Genomic DNA, 17,311 nt, shown 5'->3' with positions numbered 1-17,311 from the left:
GCGCTTCTTTTGGTGAAGACATCCGCACTGATTTGAAAGGGAAAGGATCTGGATAAAACCATGCATTCAAGAGATAAAATTCGCAACATTGCCATTATTGCCCACGTTGACCATGGCAAAACGACGCTGGTAGACCAGCTTTTGCAGCAATCCGGCATTTTCGGGGAGCATGAGCATTTGCAGGAGCGCGCCATGGACTCCAATGATTTGGAGCGTGAACGCGGAATTACCATCTTGGCCAAAAACACGGCCATTACGTATAAAGATTTTTTGATTAACATCGTCGATACGCCGGGGCACGCCGATTTCGGCGGCGAAGTGGAACGGATCATGAAAATGGTCGACGGCGTCCTTCTGGTGGTGGACGCTTATGAAGGCTGCATGCCGCAGACCAAATTCGTGCTCCGCAAAGCGCTTGAGCAAAATCTGACCCCGATCGTCGTCGTCAACAAAATCGACCGTCCGGCAGCACGCCCGGCCGAAGTCATTGACGAAGTGCTCGACCTGTTCATCGAGCTGGAAGCAAACGACGACCAACTCAATTTCCCCGTCGTGTACGCATCGGCCCTGAACGGCACATCCAGCTTGGATCCCGAAAAGCAGGACGACAACATGCTGGCCCTCTATGAAACGATCGTCGACCATATTCCGGCACCGACGGAAAAAGTGGACGAACCGCTGCAATTTCTCGTAACGTTGATGGATTACAACGAATACCTCGGCCGGATCGCCATCGGACGCGTCAACCGCGGCATCATCAAGCAAGGACAACCGGTGACGGTCATTATGCGGGACGGCAAAAGCAAATCTGCCCGGATCGAGAAGCTGTTCGGCTTCCAGGGCCTGAAACGGATCGAAATCGAAGAAGCGGGCGGCGGGGATATCGTGGCGATCGCCGGCATCAAAGACATCAATATCGGGGAAACGATCGCCGATCCGCAGCATCCGGAAGCTTTGCCTGTGTTGAAAATCGACGAGCCTACGCTGCAGATGACGTTCCTCGTCAACAACAGCCCGTTCGCCGGACGCGAAGGGAAATGGGTAACGTCCCGCAAGCTCCGCGAACGCCTGATGAAAGAGCTTGAAACGGATGTCAGCCTGCGCGTGGAAGAAACCGACAGCCCGGACGCGTTTGTCGTCTCCGGGCGCGGGGAGCTCCATTTGGGCATCCTGATCGAAAACATGCGCCGCGAAGGATATGAACTGCAGGTGTCCAAACCTGAAGTCATCGTCCGCGAAATCGACGGCAAAAAAATGGAGCCGATCGAACGCCTGCTCATCGACGTGCCTGAAGAAAGCATGGGCGCGGTCATGGAAAGCCTCGGCACCCGCAAAGCGGAAATGGTGAACATGGTCAACAGCGGCAACGGCCAGGTCCGCCTGGAATTCCTGATTCCGGCCCGCGGCCTGATCGGTTACCGTACCCATTTCCTGACGCTGACGCGCGGTTACGGCGTGATGAACCACGCATTCGACAGCTACGGCCCGCTGCATGGCGGCCAGGTCGGCGGACGCCACCAAGGCGTGCTCGTGTCCAGCGAAACCGGGACAAGCACGTTCTACGGCATGATGAGCGTCGAGGATCGCGGCATCCTGTTCCTGGAGCCGGGAACCGAAATTTACGAAGGCATGATCGTCGGCGAACATAACCGCGACAACGACATCGTCGTCAACATCTGTAAGGAGAAACAGCTCACCAACGTGCGTTCGGCGACAAAAGATGATACAGTAAAAATGAAGACGCCGCGGATCTTCTCGCTCGAGCAGGCGCTGGAGTACCTGAATGACGACGAATATTGCGAGATTACGCCGAAGTCGGTCCGTCTCCGCAAGAAAATTTTGAACAAAAGCGAACGCGAACGTGCCGAGAAGCACCGCAAAATGGCCGAAGCCAATCTGTAAGTTGTAATGAACGTACGGGCCGGACCGGCCCGTTACCGAAAGGAGTGTACCGCACATGCAAGCCTGGTTTGCCTCGCATCCGGTCGTGTCTTACATTATCATTTTCGTGTTGATTACGTACGTTTACAATAAAGTTTTCCGCGTGAAACAGAAGCTTCCGCTGCTGAAGGAGATTTTGCTGTATGTCCTGATGGCGCTCGGATCAGGGATGCTGCTCATATTCCAGCACGACAAGCTTCCGATCATCCAGTGCCTGCTTGTTGCGGTAGCCCTTATGCTTCTTGTCCGCGTCCGGTATTTCGTGGAAGGACGCCAGAAGAAAAAGGCAGAGGCAGCGGCTAAAAGAAGTTAGTTTCGCGGCAACCCATTTCCGGCTCTTTTGAAACTTTTTTCGCGGCGTCGTCGTTTATAGAGAGAATAACTCAAAATAAATGAAAAAGGTGTTTGAGATGAGTTTCAGCAATAATAATTTACCTCCACGATCTCAAAGTGGCAGCAAACAAAGCAAACAGCCGCCCAAAAAGAAAAAAAAGAAGAGCGGATTGAAAGCATTTTTTAAGCTGGTTTTCATTGTGATCATCTTGGCCGTACTTGCCGTGGCCGGTTATGCCGGTTACTTGTATTACGAAGCCGAAAACGGCGTGCTGAATACCGGCAACAACAACCCGGTTCCGCCGGAAAAATCGGCAAAAGTGAAGCCGTTGACGATGCTGCTCCTTGGGACCGACTACCGTCCCGAGACAAAGACGCATCTGTCCGACGTCATCATGTTGACCGCGTTTCATCCGGATACCAAAACGGTTACGGTCGTTTCGCTTCCGCGGGATACGAAAATCCAGCTGAAGGGTTATAAGTCCAACAAAGCGAACGCCTACTATCCGACGTTCCTTTCGAAAGAAAAGGATACCGGCATCAAGGCGGAAGACGAAATGAAAACGATGATGAGCAAATATTTCGACATTCCGATCGATTACGTGACGGTCCTCAACTTCCAGGGATTTCGGGACGCGGTGGACGCTCTGGGCGGCGTGGACATTAATGTCGATATGGACATGTGTTACCGGGACACCGCCGACGGAACGAACATCAACCTGAAAAAAGGCGAGCAGAAGCTTGACGGGACAAAAGCGCTGGATTACGTGCGGTACCGCAAATCCAACTGCCGTCCCAAAACGAAAGGCTCGGACGATTTCGACCGCAACCGCAGACAAAACGAAGTGCTGCACGCGCTGATCGACAAGATGCAAACCTTCAAGGGCGTGACAAGTCTTGGCGGCGTTCTGAAGGCCATGGACAAAAACATGGAAACCGACATCGAAAGCGATCAGCTGAAAAACATGATCGCCACTTATTGGAAGGTAAATAAGGAAGACGTTCGGTTTATGCCGATTACGGGGACTTGGAGAAGCCCGTACGTCTATGTGGACGATGCCGAGCTTAATCAAGCGAAGCAGGCGCTCAAAGACGAAATGGCGGGAAAAGTCCAACCGGCTTCGACGGGAAACGCGGAGAAGGCGAATCCGTAAATATTGGGGGCAATATTTGCGAAGACACCTAATATAATAGAGTACACTGGAACCTGTACAGGAGGTCGGGAAGATGTCCGAAGCAGTTGCGCAAGTGATCTCGTCAGCCGTTTTCGATCATACAACCGTATGCTGCAGCTGCCGGCCTGCCGGTTCCAAAGCAGGGCGCTGCTTCTTGCGTCCACATAAGAAAAAAGCCTAGTGATATTTCACTGGGCTTTTTCTTCATTTCGCGCGGAAAATGTTGCGTTTTGCGGAAAAAGGGCCTGCTTAGCGATGAGGTGTCGGCGCAGCCGGCGGCGTGCCGGTTTTCGGTTTGACGTCTTTAGGAAGCTGCGGCACGATGCGGCCGACGATGTCGGCAAGCTCCGAAGCGAAGCCGGAGACGGGTTCTCCTTTTTTGATATGCTCCCCGATTTCGGCAATCCGGTGCGACAAATCCATGTCGGCGGTCACGAGCGCGTTTTTCCCCCGCGGATCCTTGCGCAGCGCTTCGGCTACCGAATATTTGATGGTGCCGACGCGGGACCGGGTCAGATTGCCGTCGACGTCGATGCCGACGACAGCCGTGTTTCCGAACACGACGGCGTGAGCTTTTTTCACTCCGGCCACGCGTTCGGCCAATGCCTCGAGATGGTTTTTGATCGACAGATCGGTCGTGTTTTCCGCCGTACGCACCGCCGATTTTCCGGTCGACTGCACCGTTGCCCGGTTGTAATGGGTGGAAGCTGCCGAAGGTCCTTGTTTACTTTGAGGAGAGGGTGATGCGTTTTTGTCCTGAGCCTTGTTACAGCCGCTAACGATAGCCAGTGCCAACACGACAAGCAGAAGCATTCTCATATGTGATCGTCCTTTCCAGGTCATAGATTCTAATGGCGAATTGTAACTTAGGATGTCCATGACGGAATAATTTATGTGTTCATTATGAGTTTGGTGGAGGGAGAAGGTATGAGAAAAATTTTTGTACTGGATACCAACGTGCTGCTTCACGATCCCGGGGCGATCTACGCTTTCGACGAGCATGAGGTCGTCATTCCCGCGGTGGTGCTTGAGGAGATCGATTCCAAAAAGCGCAACGCCGATGAAATCGGGCGGAACGCCCGCACGGTGTCGCGACTGCTCGACCGGTTGCGGGAAAGCGGGCACCTGCACAGCGGGGTTGCTTTGGATAACGGCGGCAGTCTGAAGGTGGAATTGAATCACAGAAGTTTTCTCAAGGTTCAGGAGATGTTCGGGGAGATTTCCAACGACAACCGCATACTCGCCGTAGCCTTGAATTATCATATGGAGGAGAGCGAAAAGGAGGACCCGTCCGAGGTGGTGCTTGTCAGCAAGGACGTGTTGGTCCGGATTAAGGCCGACGTGCTTGGGCTGAATACGCAGGACTATTTGTCGGACCGGACGGCGGGGCCGGACGATCTGTATGCGGGCAACCTGAAGCTCAAGGTTCATCCGTCGGTGATCGACGAGTTTTATTCGTACCGTTTTCTCCCGATCAAGCCGCTGCAGCTTTCCTACCCGCTTCACCCGCATGAGTTCGTCATCTTAAAGGACGAGATGGGAAGCACCAAATCGGCGCTGCTGAAAGTTAACGCGGAAGCTACCAAGCTGGAGCCGCTTTATTTGAGCAACGACCCCGTTTGGGGGATTTGCGCCCGGAACGCCCAGCAGCGAATGGCGCTCGAGCTGCTGCTGAACGACGACATTCCGCTGGTTACGATTACGGGCAAGGCGGGCACGGGCAAAACGCTGCTGGCGCTTGCGGCCGGGCTTATGAAAGTGGAAGATGAGCATAAATACAAAAAACTGCTGATCGCAAGGCCCGTCGTGCCGATGGGCAAAGATATCGGTTACCTGCCCGGGGAAAAGGAGGAAAAGCTGCGTCCATGGATGCAGCCGATTTACGACAACCTCGAGTTTCTGTTCGATACGAAAAAATCGGGCGACATCGACAAAATTTTGATGGGACTCGGCAGCATCCAAGTCGAGGCGTTGACGTACATTCGCGGCAGATCCATTCCGGGGCAGTTCATCATCGTGGACGAAGCTCAAAACCTTTCCCGCCATGAAGTCAAAACGATCGTGTCGCGGGTCGGCGAAGGCAGCAAAATCATCCTGATGGGCGATCCCGAACAAATCGACCACCCTTATCTCGACGCATCAAGCAATGGACTCACGTACATCGTCGAAAAATTCAAGGCCGAAAACATCAGCGGACATATAACGCTCGAAAAAGGGGAGCGGTCGAAGCTCGCTCAGCTGGCGGCGGATTTGCTGTAGACATTTCAAGGCGATTGCAAAGTCCTGGATCTTCTTGCATGCATGGCGCATCGGATCCAGGGCTTTGATCATCTTGACGGCCGGGAGTCCAAACATTTCCAACAAAAAGTAGGACAAGCGCCCTATCTTTTTGATAAACTATGGAGAGTGGGATGAAGCATTTTCCGAGGAGGCGGGCCGAATTGAAGCGGAAAAACTATTGGTTATTGTTTGCCATCCTGCTGCTGTCCTTAACGAGCTTGTCCCAAGCCCAAAATTTGACCACTGACGGCAGCCGCGGCGAAGAGAAAAAAACGAACGTCTGGAATCCGCAGCCTGCCTCGCCGCAGGATACGGACAACAAGCCGATCCGGATCGCCACACATCTCGATGAATCCGATTTCAAGGAACTGACCGGCTTGAACGAAGCTTTCGTCAGCGAAACCGGAGTGCAGGTCGAATTAAATAACATACCGGATGCCGACGCTTACCGCCGGCTGACGGAAACGCTGAAGGTCGGCGAAGGACCGGACATCATGCTGATCAACACCCCGTGGATCCGACCGCTTGCGCTCGGCGGCTACATATTGCCTTCGGAATCCTATCAAAGCAGCACGACCGGAGGCGACGTCATCAGCCCGATTTCCCAAATGCTTGAATGGAACGGTTATCAGTGGGGCGTCCCGTTGGATATGGATCCTTATGTGCTGGTGTGGCGGGGACAAGGCTCCGCGCCGGAAACCGGCGATTCGCCGCATGGGGAAAAGGAATGGAAGGAGCTTTTGGCCAAGCTGGAAAGCCGAAAGGATAAACAAGCGATCGGATTGCCTGCCGGTGATCCGTATGCGTTTGCCGCATTTATGGGAGCGTTCGGGACGGCGAATCCGGTCAATCCTTCGGCCGCGGAAATGGAAGCCATGGCGAAGCTTCGCCCATCCATCCAGTTCATCAACAACAAAGACATGCAAACAGCCTGGTCAAGCCTGAGCGAAGGGGGACTGACGCTGATGTCCGTGCCTTACTCGGCGGCCTACCAGGCCCATATGGAAATGGTGGAGCTTCGGGTGCCGGAACGGCTGTACGCGGCGAATCCTTTTTTGCTGCGCGGGCGGTCTTTTGCCGTTTCGTCGCAGGTTGAAGATCCCGGAAAAGCCGCCGGATGGATCGCGTACATGACGTCGGATAGGTCCCAAAAAATATGGACGGATGCCACCGGATATTTGCCCGTGCGCAAAAAGGCGTATGCCAGGGACGTTTTCCAATCGCCTCCGCTCCCGCTCGACCGGCTGCTGAAGCCGAACGAGGGCGGGGCTTTGGACCGTTCGCTGCAGTCCGGGTGGAATGATTTCGCCGCTGCCGCAAAGCTTTTCCTTTCCGGAAAAACGACCGAACAGCAGTACAGGGAAACGATGAGCGGCCATTCGGCCGAAAAACCCGCCCAGTAGAACAAAAAGATCTACATGGACAGCTTCAGCGTAACGTGAAGCACTTGGTCCGTACTGCTGACTTCGGTCGCTTTGACGAACGATACGATCTGCTGCGGGTAAAAGCCGAGGTCGAATTCGTTTTCAAGCTGGCGGCAGGTGGTGTCCGGAAGCTCCAGTCCGTTGAACACAAGTTTGTCGACATGGAAAAGGATCGAGTTTTCGGGTTCGTTTTCGATGCTGTAATGCCCTTCCACCTGTAGCGTCAGCGTGCCGCTTGTTCCTTCCGCAATCACCTTGCCGTCCCGGAAACGGAAGGCGAAATTTTTGAACAGCTCGTTTTTGCCGACCAGAAATTCGTTCAAATCCTTTTCCTGAACTTCGATCGTATACGTGGTGCCGTTCGTCCGAATGGCGCCTTTTTTGCTTTGGATAAATTCGGGAAGGTCGTTCATGGCCGACGAAAGGGCCGAAAAATACCGTTTTACCTCGTAAATCCCGACGTTCTCCCAATAGGCCGTAAACTCCGCAATCATTTTTTTCATCGCTTCCGGGTCGCTGCTGCCGGAAATGTCGCCGTCCAGCTCCTTTTGCAGCGCCAGCACGCGTTCCCTTTGCTTTACGAGATTTTCCTTAATTTGCTCCAGCTGGCGGTTGGAGTCCTCCAGACGGCCTTTCGTCTTCTTGATGCTCGCGTATTCCGATTGGTAGGCATCCAGCACCGTTTTGTCCTGATCCATGATCAGTTCGTAAAAGTTGTATATTTCGATAAGTTCGCTTAGGCTCTGCGCCGAAAAAAGTATCGTGAACAAACTCTCTCTATCGCCCATATAATAAGATCGGATGACGGCGCCCGCACGCTCCCGGCGGTTCTCGATTTGTTTCTCCTTGTCTTCCAACTGGGTTTGAAGTTTCTCGATTTCTTTTTGCGTTTCCTCCTGCCGGGCTTTGATGCGTTCAATCTCATGATCGATCTCCACGATCGACAGTCCCTTTTGCAGCATCTGCTGCTGCTCGGCGTCCTCAGGGACTTCCGGATCGGCCATCAGCGTTTGCTGCGGATGCAGCAGGGAGAGGAGCAAAACCGGCACGATCAGAACCAGCAGCCGTTGACGTCTCCAGATGCCTTTCACAGATCTTCCCCCCTCAAGGCAAGACTAGAACCTTTGATTGCCAGTCCTATTTTAAACTATATGCTTGCACCTTCCATTTCATAATCTTCGTTCACGGACGAAAGGCACGGACGATCAACAAACAATTCATATCTCTTTAGCCGAGACCGCCAAAATGAAAAAAGACGGTCCGGCAACGGTGTCGGATCGTCTCTTTTGGAATTCTTGAAGCTTTGATCGGGAATCCAAATTACAGCGGCAGACCCATTTTGAAGACTGTCCAGTAGCTGAAACCGGTAAACGTCACGATCATGTAGCCCCAGAAGAGAACAATATAGGTTTTTTCCGTAAATTTCAGGTAACCCAAAATCATGAAAAAGGCAGTCTGCACGAAAAACAGCAACGCCATCTCCACCATGTTTCCGGCAAATGCCATCAAACCGATCGCGAGCGTAAAGAAGCCAAGTACTCGAAACATGCGTGCCACGTAAGTATCCCCCTCTCTTATGTACGGTCGTAGCTTTACTACACATCATTATAACGTTATCGCAAATGGGTGTAAACGAAAAGTCATGAACAAATGTGAACTTTTTTCATTTCTCTATTGCTTATTGTGATCATTGCCATGGAAAGTATTCAGCCCGAAGAATCGCAGGTGAAATTTCCAGCCTTTGGAGTATGAGCCCATTAAAATTTGGCAATACAATTTAGTATCAAATAGATTCTATGAACTCTATGAGAAGCATAGAAATGAAATTAAGCAGCTGTTATACCCCATTCAAGCCAAATCGCAAATCAAGGGTTTGAAGACGGTTATTTTAGGATGTTGTTAGGAGGGTTTTGTTGCATGACAGCAGTTAGACAAGATGCGTGGAGCGCCGAAGACGATCTTATTTTGGCGGAGGTTACCTTAAGGCATATCCGTGAGGGAAGCACGCAGCTGGCCGCATTCGAGGAGGTCGGCGAAAAAATCGGCAGAACGCCGGCAGCATGCGGATTCCGCTGGAACAGCTGCGTCCGCAAAAAGTACGAGGAAGCCATCAGCCTGGCCAAATCGCAACGGCAAAAACGAAGCTATTACAAAAAACAACCTGCGAGCAACGGGTTGCAGGTTGCAGGTCTGGGACTCGAAGCCGAGGCCGGATATTTCAAGGTTGACGGGGCAAGCGAGGAGTCGCTGTCCATCGATGCGGTCATCCGCTTTTTGCGCCAATGGAAAGGAAATCTGCAGGAAAACGGGCGCCAACTCAAAATGCTCGAGAAAGAGCTTCGCGAAAAAGAAGACGAGATCGCCAATTTGCGCAGAATCAACGAGCAGCTGAGCAAGGAAGTAAACGAGGTTCAGACGGACTACCGGGTTGTCAATGACGATTACAAAGCGCTGATCCAAATCATGGACCGGGCGCGCCGTCTTGCTTTTTTGACGGAGGAAGAAGAAGAGCTTAAAACCCGCTTTAAGATGGATGCAAACGGCAATCTCGAACGCATTGAATAGGCGTGAACATCATCAAGTTATAACCCGAAGGACCCGTCCGGATCAGCTGAGCCCTAAGCGCCGAACGGGTATTTTGCAGGGGGGAGTACGAAGTCTGTGCTGACGAAGCCAGACTTTTTTCTCGTTTCCGGGGCTTCACGTAGGCTATAATAGCAATAGAAGGAACAAGTTCTCAAGAAATAATATCGCAAGCAAAAGTCGAAACAGGTGGGGATATACGATGACGATAGATCTGATCGGCGGCGGCTCGCTTGGGCTGCTGTACGGCGGTAAACTCGCGGCTGCGGGGGTTGAAGCGCGGATATGGTGCCGAACGGCCGAGCAGGCAAAAGAGCTTAACTCCAAAGGCATTCTCATTCGAAACGCTGCCGGCGATTGTTGCATTCGGGCGGTGCCGGGAACGTTCGCTGCGGGTACGCTGGAGGAGTTTGCTCCGGCATGGAGCCAAAAGCCCGGACGCTGGATGATGCTCATGACCAAACAAAAGGACACCGAAGAGGCCTGCTTGATGTCGGCGGCGAAATTGCTGGGGGACAAGCAAGCGGCCGGGAATCCGCCGGGGGTCGTCTGCTTCCAGAACGGCTTCGGGCATATGGAGCGGCTGCAAAAGATCCTTCCCGGCTGGCCGCTGTATGCGGCCGTCACGACGGAAGGGGCGAAACGGACGGCATCGCACGAAGTGGTGCATGCGGGAGCGGGAACGACATGGATCGGCGCCGGCGGAGAAAGGTTGGATGGCCGGAATGAAAAACGTCTCGAAGATTTGGCGGAAATGCTGCAAAATGCAGGATTTTCGGCGGTTTTAGCGAATGACATGGATAGCAGAATTTATCGCAAGCTGTTGATCAATGCGGTCATCAATCCGCTTACCGCGCTGTGGAATATACGCAACGGGGAGCTGCTCGTTTCGGACGTTCGTTTGCAGGCCATGAGACAGCTGCTTGACGAAGCGCTCGCTGTATATGACGCCTACGGCATCCCCTGGGAAGAGGATATTTGGGATCAGATTCTGGACGTGTGCCGGGCTACGGCAGACAATACGTCTTCAATGCTGAAGGATGTTCAGGACGGGGCGGAAACCGAGGTGGACTGGATCAACGGCGCAATCATCGCTTTGGCGCAAAAAGCCGGGATGCGGGCTCCGGCCCACGAGCTGATTGCCGCCCTTGTGAAAGGATTGTCGATTCGAGAGGAGTGATCCGTTTGGATTTTCTGGAAAATTCGTTTGTGTTATTGAGCCTTCTCCCGTTTTTTCCTTTTTTGCTCGTATACTTTATCCATTACAGGTGGAAACATAACCGAAAGGCTTCCCTTAAGCTTGCCATGGACGTGACGACGTTGTTCCTGATCATTTCGGTATCGGCGCTGTTTAATCTTACCTTTGGTTCCAGGTTTGGATTTTATCTCATATTGCTGCTTTTGCTTATTTCCGTAGGGCTTGTCGGCAGCGCGCAAAACCGCCTCAAGGGCAGGATAGACATACAAAAAATGGCAAAACTAATTTGGCGGATGTCCTTTGTCATCATGAGCTTCAGTTACCTGTTATTTACAATATTTGGAATCCTAAAATACATATTCATAACGATGTCGTAGAAAATATGCAGGACGAAAAATGCCCGAAAAAGCGGCATCGCCATATACCCAAGGTTATGAACTTGATTTTGGGTATGGATTTTTTTGACCACTGGTTGTATAATCATTTACCATACACTTAATAACCTTAGGGGGATTTACATCATGAGAAGGAAAACACTATTGACCCTGCTAACGATGCTCCTAGTTGTGGGAACCGTTCTTGCGGGCTGCGGCTCGAAGAACGCCGGCGGCGGTTCCAAGGAAAACGCCTCCGCTGCCAAAGATCAAATACTTCACATCAACCTCAGCGCTGAACCGCCAACTTTTGACCCGGCGCAAGCGCAAGACTCCCAGGCTCATACTGTGCTTAACATGATGTATGAAGGCCTGGTCCGCCTGGATGAAAACAGCAAACCGGTCCCTGGGGTAGCCGAGAAATGGGATATCTCTTCCGATGGACTGAAATATGTTTTCCACCTCCGCAAAGATGCGAAATGGAGCAACGGCGATCCTGTGACTGCCAAAGATTTCGTCTTTGCATGGCAGCGCGTGCTCGATCCGAACTCGACGCCGGCTCCGCCATACGCTTACCAGCTGTATTACATTAAAGGCGCCGAAGAATACAACAACAAAAAAATGACCGATTTCAATCAAGTAGGCGTAAAAGCGACCGACGACTACACGCTTGAAGTCACGCTGAAAAATCCGACGCCTTATTTCCTCAGCCTGACGTCGTTCTATACGTTCTATCCGGTTCACCAATCCGTGAAGGACAACCCGAAATGGGCTGCCGATCCAAAAACGATGATCACAAACGGTCCTTTCACGCTGACGACTTGGACAACCGGTCAAAAGATCGAAGTAACGAAAAACGCAAACTACTGGGATAACAAAGACATCAAGCTGAACAAAATCACGATGTCCCTTTCCAACAGCGGAGCGACCGAGCTTTCCAGTTACAGAAGCGGACAGTTGGATTATGCGGGGAACCCGAACGGCGAAATTCCGACCGACCAAATGCCTGCGGTGAAAAAAGAACTGAAAAACGAGCTGAATCTGAAACCGATCGGCAGCGTGTACTTCTATCAGTTCAACGTAACGGCGAAGCCGTTTGACAACGCGAAAATCCGCAAGGCTTTTGCAATGGCATTGAACCGTCAGGAAATCGTCGAAAAAGTAACGCAAAGCGAAGAAAAACCTGCTTTCGGATTCGTTCCTCCGGGCATTGCGGGCGAGAAAGAAGATTTCCGCACGGAACATAAAGACGATTACTTTACCGAAAAAATGGACGAAGCGAAAAAACTGCTGCAGGAAGGCATGAAAGAAGAAGGTTACACGACGCTTCCTCCGGTAACCCTGATTTACAATTCCAGTGAAAAGCATAAGAAAATTGCCCTCGCCGTGGCGGATATGTGGAAGCGAAACCTGGGCGTAAACGTGCAAACCGAAAACCAGGAATGGGGCGTGTTCCTCAAAAACCGCAGAAGCTTGAACTACCAAATCGCACGCGCAGGCTGGAGCCCTGACTACAACGATCCGATGACGTTCTTTGATCTGTGGACCTCGAAGAGCGGCAACAACGACATCGGCTTTAAAAATAAAGAATACGACGCGCTTGTCAGCGATGCACTGGCTTCCTCCGACAACGCAAAACGTATGGACGACTTCGTAAAAGCAGAAAAACTTTTGATTCAAGATCAACAAGTGCTGTTACCGATTTACTACTACACCAACGTAGCACTGATCAAACCGAACTTGAAAGGTGTCAAAATCGATTACTCCGGCGGCGTTGACTTTACGCGCGCATACTTCGAGTAAATGATAGTGTAAATTTGGAAAGTAATTCGGGATATATATGTGGATCTTCCATATATGTCCCGATTTTTTTTCACATGATTTTGCTTGAGGTAGATATTTCTTGAATTAGTAGTAAATAGATTGGACAAAAGCGCCTCGGATTCATTAAAATCGAATTATATCGAATATTGTCGAAATATGTAGAATTAGAAAATAATTGCGGGGAGGGTTAAATCGGGCATGGTTCGTTATGTAGCCAACAAGTTCTTTTACATGCTGGTGTCGTTGTTCATTTTGATATCAGCCACCTTTTTTCTGATGAAAGCCATACCTGGGGATCCTTTTATGTCCGAGAAAAAGGTCCCGCCTGAGATCCAAGCCCGTCTAATGGAGCAGTACGGTCTCGATAAACCGGTATATGTACAATATTTTAAATATTTGGGCGATATAGCTACGGGAGACTTCGGCATTTCGATGAAACACCAAAACCAGGAGGTTACGGATATCATTCTGCAAACCTTCTCGGCTTCCCTGAAGCTCGGCCTGATCGCGATCGTCATCTCGATCATCGTCGGGATTTTGCTCGGGATGCTCGCAGCCCTTTACCATCGAAAGCTGATCGATAACGTCGCCATGATCCTCGCCGTATTGGGGATTGCCGTACCGAGTTTCGTGCTGGCGTCCCTCATTCAGTTTATATTCGGCGAGCAGCTGGGCTGGTTCCATGTCATGGGCTTCGACGGTCCTCTGGATTACGTGCTGCCCGTCGCAGCGTTGTCTGCGCAACCGATTGCCTTTATCGCGCGTTTGACGCGTTCAAGCATGCTTGAAGTGCTGCATGCCGATTATATCAAGACAGCCAAGGCCAAAGGCTTGAACTGGATAACGATTATGTTCAGACACGTGATCCGCAACGGCATTTTGCCGGTGGTCACTTATATCGGTCCGATGACCGCCAATATCATTACGGGTTCCGTCGTCATCGAACAAATCTTCGGCATCGGCGGAATCGGCAAAGTGTTCGTTGAATGCATCACGAACCGGGATTACACGATGATCATGGGCGTCACCATTTTCTACGGCGTTCTGCTCATGCTTGCGCGTTTTATTACGGATATCGTTTATGTGCTGGTTGATCCTCGCATCAAATTGACCGGCGGGAAGGAGGGATAACGGTGGCAGCGAATGAGACTACTTTCACGAACGCAGCCGCAGAGTTGACGCCGGAAGACTTCCGGAAAATCGGCGTCGACGAAAAGCAGGCGGAGATCATTCAGCGGGAAAGTCTGTCGGCGTGGAAAGACGCATGGCAGCGGCTCCGCAAAAACAAGTTGGCGATGGCGAGCTTGGTTGTGCTTTTGCTCATCGTCCTGGCAGCGATTTTCGGCCCGTTGTTCGCGAATTTCGATTCCTCGACCAACGACCTGCTGAACACAAACCAGCCGCCGTCTAAAGAGCACTGGTTCGGAACCGACGATTTGGGACGCGACATGTTCGTCCGTACTTGGATGGGAACGCGGATTTCCCTTATCGTCGGTCTGGCCGCAGCCCTCATCGACCTGCTGATCGGCGTGATCTACGGGGGAATTATGGGTTACTTCGGCGGACGCGTGGACGCCATTATGAATAAATTTTCGGAGGTTTTGTACTCCATTCCTTATATGCTCGTTACGATTTTGCTGCTGGTCGTGTTTGAGCCGAGCATCGGCACGATCATTTTGGCCCTGACGATTACCGGATGGATCAACATGTCGTGGATCGTGCGCGGCGAAATCATGCAGCTCAAAAACCGCGAGTTCGTGCTTGCTTCCCGTTCGATGGGCGCAGGCTCCGGCCGGCTGCTGTTCCGGCACTTGCTGCCGAACGCGGTTGGGCCGATCATCGTCACGCTGACGTTGTCCGTGCCAAACGCGATTTTCTCGGAAGCGTTTCTGAGCTTCCTCGGTCTCGGGGTGCAAGCCCCGAGGGCGTCGCTCGGTTCGATGATCAACGACGCATTGACGGGCTGGATGTATTATCCTTGGCGGATGCTCTTCCCGGCGATCATTATCAGCTTGACCATGCTTGCATTTAATATTTTCGGTGATGGCCTCCGTGATGCGCTCGATCCGAAATTGAAATAACAGGAGGTGAGATCATGGATCCGATTTTACAAGTGAAAGACCTGCAGGTTTCCTTTAAGGTCAAAGGCGGGGAAGTCAAAGCCGTCCGCGGCATGAACTTCGAAATCGGCAAAGGGGAGACGGTGGCGATCGTCGGCGAATCCGGAAGCGGCAAAAGCGTGACCGCGCAGACGATCATGCGCCTCATTCCGTCGCCGCCGTCCCAAATCAAAAGCGGCGAAATCATTTTTCAGGGCGAAGATATCCTGAAAAAATCGAATAAAGAGATGGAAGCGATCCGCGGCAAAGATATCGGCATGATCTTCCAGGATCCGATGACTTCCCTCAACCCTACGATCAAAGTAGGCAGACAAATAACGGAAGTGCTGATGAAGCACCAGAAAATGACGAAAGCCGAAGCCAAAGAGCGCGGCATCGAAATGCTGAAGCTCGTTGGCATCAAAAACCCGGAAGAACGCTTTGGGCAGTACCCGCATGAATTTTCCGGCGGCATGCGCCAGCGCGTCATGATCGCGATCGCGCTGGCCTGCAATCCGGCGCTTCTCATCGCGGACGAGCCGACGACGGCGCTCGACGTGACGATTCAGGCGCAAATCATGGACGTCATGAAGGACATGCAGAAAAAATTCGGCACCTCCATCATTTTGATTACGCACGACCTTGGCGTCGTGGCGGGCATGTGCGACCGCGTCATCGTCATGTATGCCGGCGAAGTGGTGGAAACCGGAACGAAATGGGAAATTTTCAAAAACCCGCAGCATCCGTACACGAAAGGTTTGCTCCGTTCCATGCCGCGGCTCGACCAGAAAAAAGACGAGCCGCTCATTCCGATCATCGGCACGCCGCCGGACTTGATCAAGCCGCCGATCGGCTGCGCGTTCTGCGCGCGCTGCGACGAGGCGATGAAGGTATGCGAACGCATCAACCCCGGCGAGACGGTGTTCAGCGACACGCAAACGGCTCGCTGCTGGAATCTGCATGAGATGGCGAAGGAGGTTCGTTCGTCATGAAAGAGAACCATTTGATCGAAGTCGAAGGCTTGAAAAAGTACTTTAACGTCGGCGGAGGCAAAATCGTCAAAGCCGTCGACGATATCAATTTCTATATCCGCGAAGGGGAGACGCTCGGGATGGTCGGCGAGTCCGGCTGCGGCAAATCGACGGCCGGCCGCACCATTCTCCGCTTGTACGAGCCGACCGCCGGAAGCGTCCGGTTTAACGGCACGGACATTTACAAGCTGTCGCCGGGCAAAATGAAAGCGATGCGCCGCGACATGCAGATGATTTTCCAGGATCCGTACGCTTCGCTGAATCCGCGCTTTACCGTGTCGGACATCATCGGGGAAGCGCTGGACATCCACAAGCTGGCGGGAAGCCGCAAGGAACGGAAAAAGCGGATCGAGGAGCTGCTGGATATGGTCGGGTTGAATCCGGACCATGCGACGCGTTACCCGCATGAATTTTCCGGCGGTCAGCGCCAGCGGATCGGCATTGCCCGCGCGCTTGCGGTCAATCCGAAATTCATCATCTGCGACGAGCCGATTTCCGCGCTGGACGTATCCATTCAGGCGCAGGTGGTCAACCTGCTGCAGGAGCTGCAGGATCGCCTCGGCCTGACGTATCTGTTCATCGCCCATGACCTGTCCATGGTCAAACACATCAGCGACCGCGTTGCAGTGATGTACCTCGGCAAAATGGTCGAGCTTGCGGACAGCGAAGAGCTATACGCGAACCCGATCCATCCGTACACAAAAACGCTGCTGTCGGCGATCCCGATTCCGGATCCGGAAGTCGAGGAGAACAAAAAGCGGATCGTGATGAACGACGAACTGTCCGGACCGATCCATTCCGCGAAGGACGGACAGGCAGCGGAAGAAGACACCCGGCTGGTCGAAGTATCGAAAGGCCACTGGGTTGCCGCTCCTTACGCTTAAGCCCCGAAGGCTGCCGCCGGTAAAACCGGCGGTTTTTTTTCGTTTGGGCATGGCATACCGGAGAAAGAAGCGTTATAATAATGAAACTGTAACTATTTCGGAAGCATTTGCCGGAAGGGAAGGAAGCTTCCTTCCGATTTCTTTGACGCATGCTGGATCTTTGGT

General features: G+C 52.3%; 16 protein-coding genes. 13 read left to right on the top strand and 3 right to left on the bottom strand.

Annotation, left to right across the window (positions count from 1 at the left end):
- Nucleotides 1-60: 60 nt before the first annotated feature.
- From typA to RJP21_RS05350, 3 genes are all read left to right on the top strand, one after another.
- Nucleotides 61-1,902, top strand: coding sequence for a translational GTPase TypA (typA, locus tag RJP21_RS05360; RefSeq protein ID WP_160044628.1), 1,842 nt, complete (start codon nt 61-63; stop codon nt 1,900-1,902).
- Nucleotides 1,903-1,957: 55 nt separating this feature from the next.
- Nucleotides 1,958-2,254, top strand: coding sequence for a YlaH-like family protein (locus RJP21_RS05355; protein ID WP_160044629.1), 297 nt, complete (start codon nt 1,958-1,960; stop codon nt 2,252-2,254).
- A gap of 97 nt (nt 2,255-2,351) precedes the next feature.
- Nucleotides 2,352-3,428, top strand: coding sequence for an LCP family protein (locus RJP21_RS05350; RefSeq protein WP_310858396.1), 1,077 nt, complete (start codon nt 2,352-2,354; stop codon nt 3,426-3,428).
- Nucleotides 3,429-3,698: 270 nt separating this feature from the next.
- Here RJP21_RS05350 and RJP21_RS05345 read toward each other — a convergent pair whose 3' ends face one another.
- The gene (locus RJP21_RS05345) at nt 3,699-4,268 is read right to left on the bottom strand and encodes a YhcN/YlaJ family sporulation lipoprotein (RefSeq protein WP_160044631.1); all 570 of its coding nucleotides are present in this window, start codon (nt 4,266-4,268) and stop codon (nt 3,699-3,701) included.
- Between the two features lie 108 nt (nt 4,269-4,376).
- Between RJP21_RS05345 and RJP21_RS05340 the strand changes: the two genes are divergently transcribed.
- Nucleotides 4,377-5,708, top strand: a complete 1,332-nt coding sequence (locus tag RJP21_RS05340; RefSeq protein ID WP_160044632.1) for a PhoH family protein — start codon at nt 4,377-4,379, stop codon at nt 5,706-5,708.
- 182 nt (nt 5,709-5,890) lie between these two features.
- A complete protein-coding gene (locus tag RJP21_RS05335) occupies nt 5,891-7,132 on the top strand; it encodes an extracellular solute-binding protein (RefSeq protein ID WP_310858395.1) in 1,242 nt (413 codons plus the stop codon).
- Between the two features lie 11 nt (nt 7,133-7,143).
- Here the strand turns inward: RJP21_RS05335 and RJP21_RS05330 are convergent, their stop codons facing one another.
- On the bottom strand, nt 7,144-8,244 hold the full coding sequence (locus RJP21_RS05330; protein WP_310858394.1) for a coiled-coil domain-containing protein: 1,101 nt from the start codon (nt 8,242-8,244) through the stop codon (nt 7,144-7,146).
- A 229-nt stretch (nt 8,245-8,473) separates the two neighbouring features.
- Complete coding sequence (locus tag RJP21_RS05325; protein WP_160044634.1) at nt 8,474-8,710, bottom strand: DUF2626 family protein; 237 nt, start codon at nt 8,708-8,710, stop codon at nt 8,474-8,476.
- A 360-nt stretch (nt 8,711-9,070) separates the two neighbouring features.
- On the opposite strand from RJP21_RS05325, the gene RJP21_RS05320 reads away from it, so the two are divergent.
- From RJP21_RS05320 to RJP21_RS05285, 8 genes are all read left to right on the top strand, one after another.
- The gene (locus tag RJP21_RS05320) at nt 9,071-9,718 is read left to right on the top strand and encodes an RsfA family transcriptional regulator (protein ID WP_310858393.1); all 648 of its coding nucleotides are present in this window, start codon (nt 9,071-9,073) and stop codon (nt 9,716-9,718) included.
- Between the two features lie 220 nt (nt 9,719-9,938).
- On the top strand, nt 9,939-10,916 hold the full coding sequence (locus RJP21_RS05315) for a ketopantoate reductase family protein (RefSeq protein ID WP_310858392.1): 978 nt from the start codon (nt 9,939-9,941) through the stop codon (nt 10,914-10,916).
- Nucleotides 10,913-11,311, top strand: coding sequence for a DUF3397 domain-containing protein (locus RJP21_RS05310; protein WP_310858391.1), 399 nt, complete (start codon nt 10,913-10,915; stop codon nt 11,309-11,311). Before RJP21_RS05315 ends, RJP21_RS05310 begins: the two co-directional genes overlap by 4 nt.
- A gap of 144 nt (nt 11,312-11,455) precedes the next feature.
- Entirely contained in the window at nt 11,456-13,111 is a 1,656-nt protein-coding gene (locus RJP21_RS05305; RefSeq protein WP_310858390.1) for a peptide ABC transporter substrate-binding protein, read from the top strand.
- A 219-nt stretch (nt 13,112-13,330) separates the two neighbouring features.
- Complete coding sequence (locus RJP21_RS05300) at nt 13,331-14,263, top strand: ABC transporter permease (protein ID WP_310858389.1); 933 nt, start codon at nt 13,331-13,333, stop codon at nt 14,261-14,263.
- A gap of 2 nt (nt 14,264-14,265) precedes the next feature.
- The gene (locus RJP21_RS05295) at nt 14,266-15,213 is read left to right on the top strand and encodes an ABC transporter permease (RefSeq protein WP_160044640.1); all 948 of its coding nucleotides are present in this window, start codon (nt 14,266-14,268) and stop codon (nt 15,211-15,213) included.
- Nucleotides 15,214-15,227: 14 nt separating this feature from the next.
- A complete protein-coding gene (locus tag RJP21_RS05290) occupies nt 15,228-16,223 on the top strand; it encodes an ABC transporter ATP-binding protein (protein ID WP_310858388.1) in 996 nt (331 codons plus the stop codon).
- Nucleotides 16,220-17,146: an ABC transporter ATP-binding protein gene (locus RJP21_RS05285; RefSeq protein ID WP_310858387.1), complete on the top strand. Its 927-nt coding sequence runs from the start codon at nt 16,220-16,222 to the stop codon at nt 17,144-17,146. Before RJP21_RS05290 ends, RJP21_RS05285 begins: the two co-directional genes overlap by 4 nt.
- The last annotated feature ends 165 nt before the right edge of the window (nt 17,147-17,311 follow it).

The sequence above is a fragment of the Paenibacillus sp. VCA1 genome, assembly GCF_031583795.1.
In the GTDB taxonomy this organism is placed as follows: Bacteria; Bacillota; Bacilli; order Paenibacillales; family Paenibacillaceae; genus Paenibacillus_AQ; species Paenibacillus_AQ albilobatus.
The sequence above is the reverse complement of the archived record's forward strand: the minus strand, read 5'-3'. Positions and strand labels throughout refer to the sequence as shown.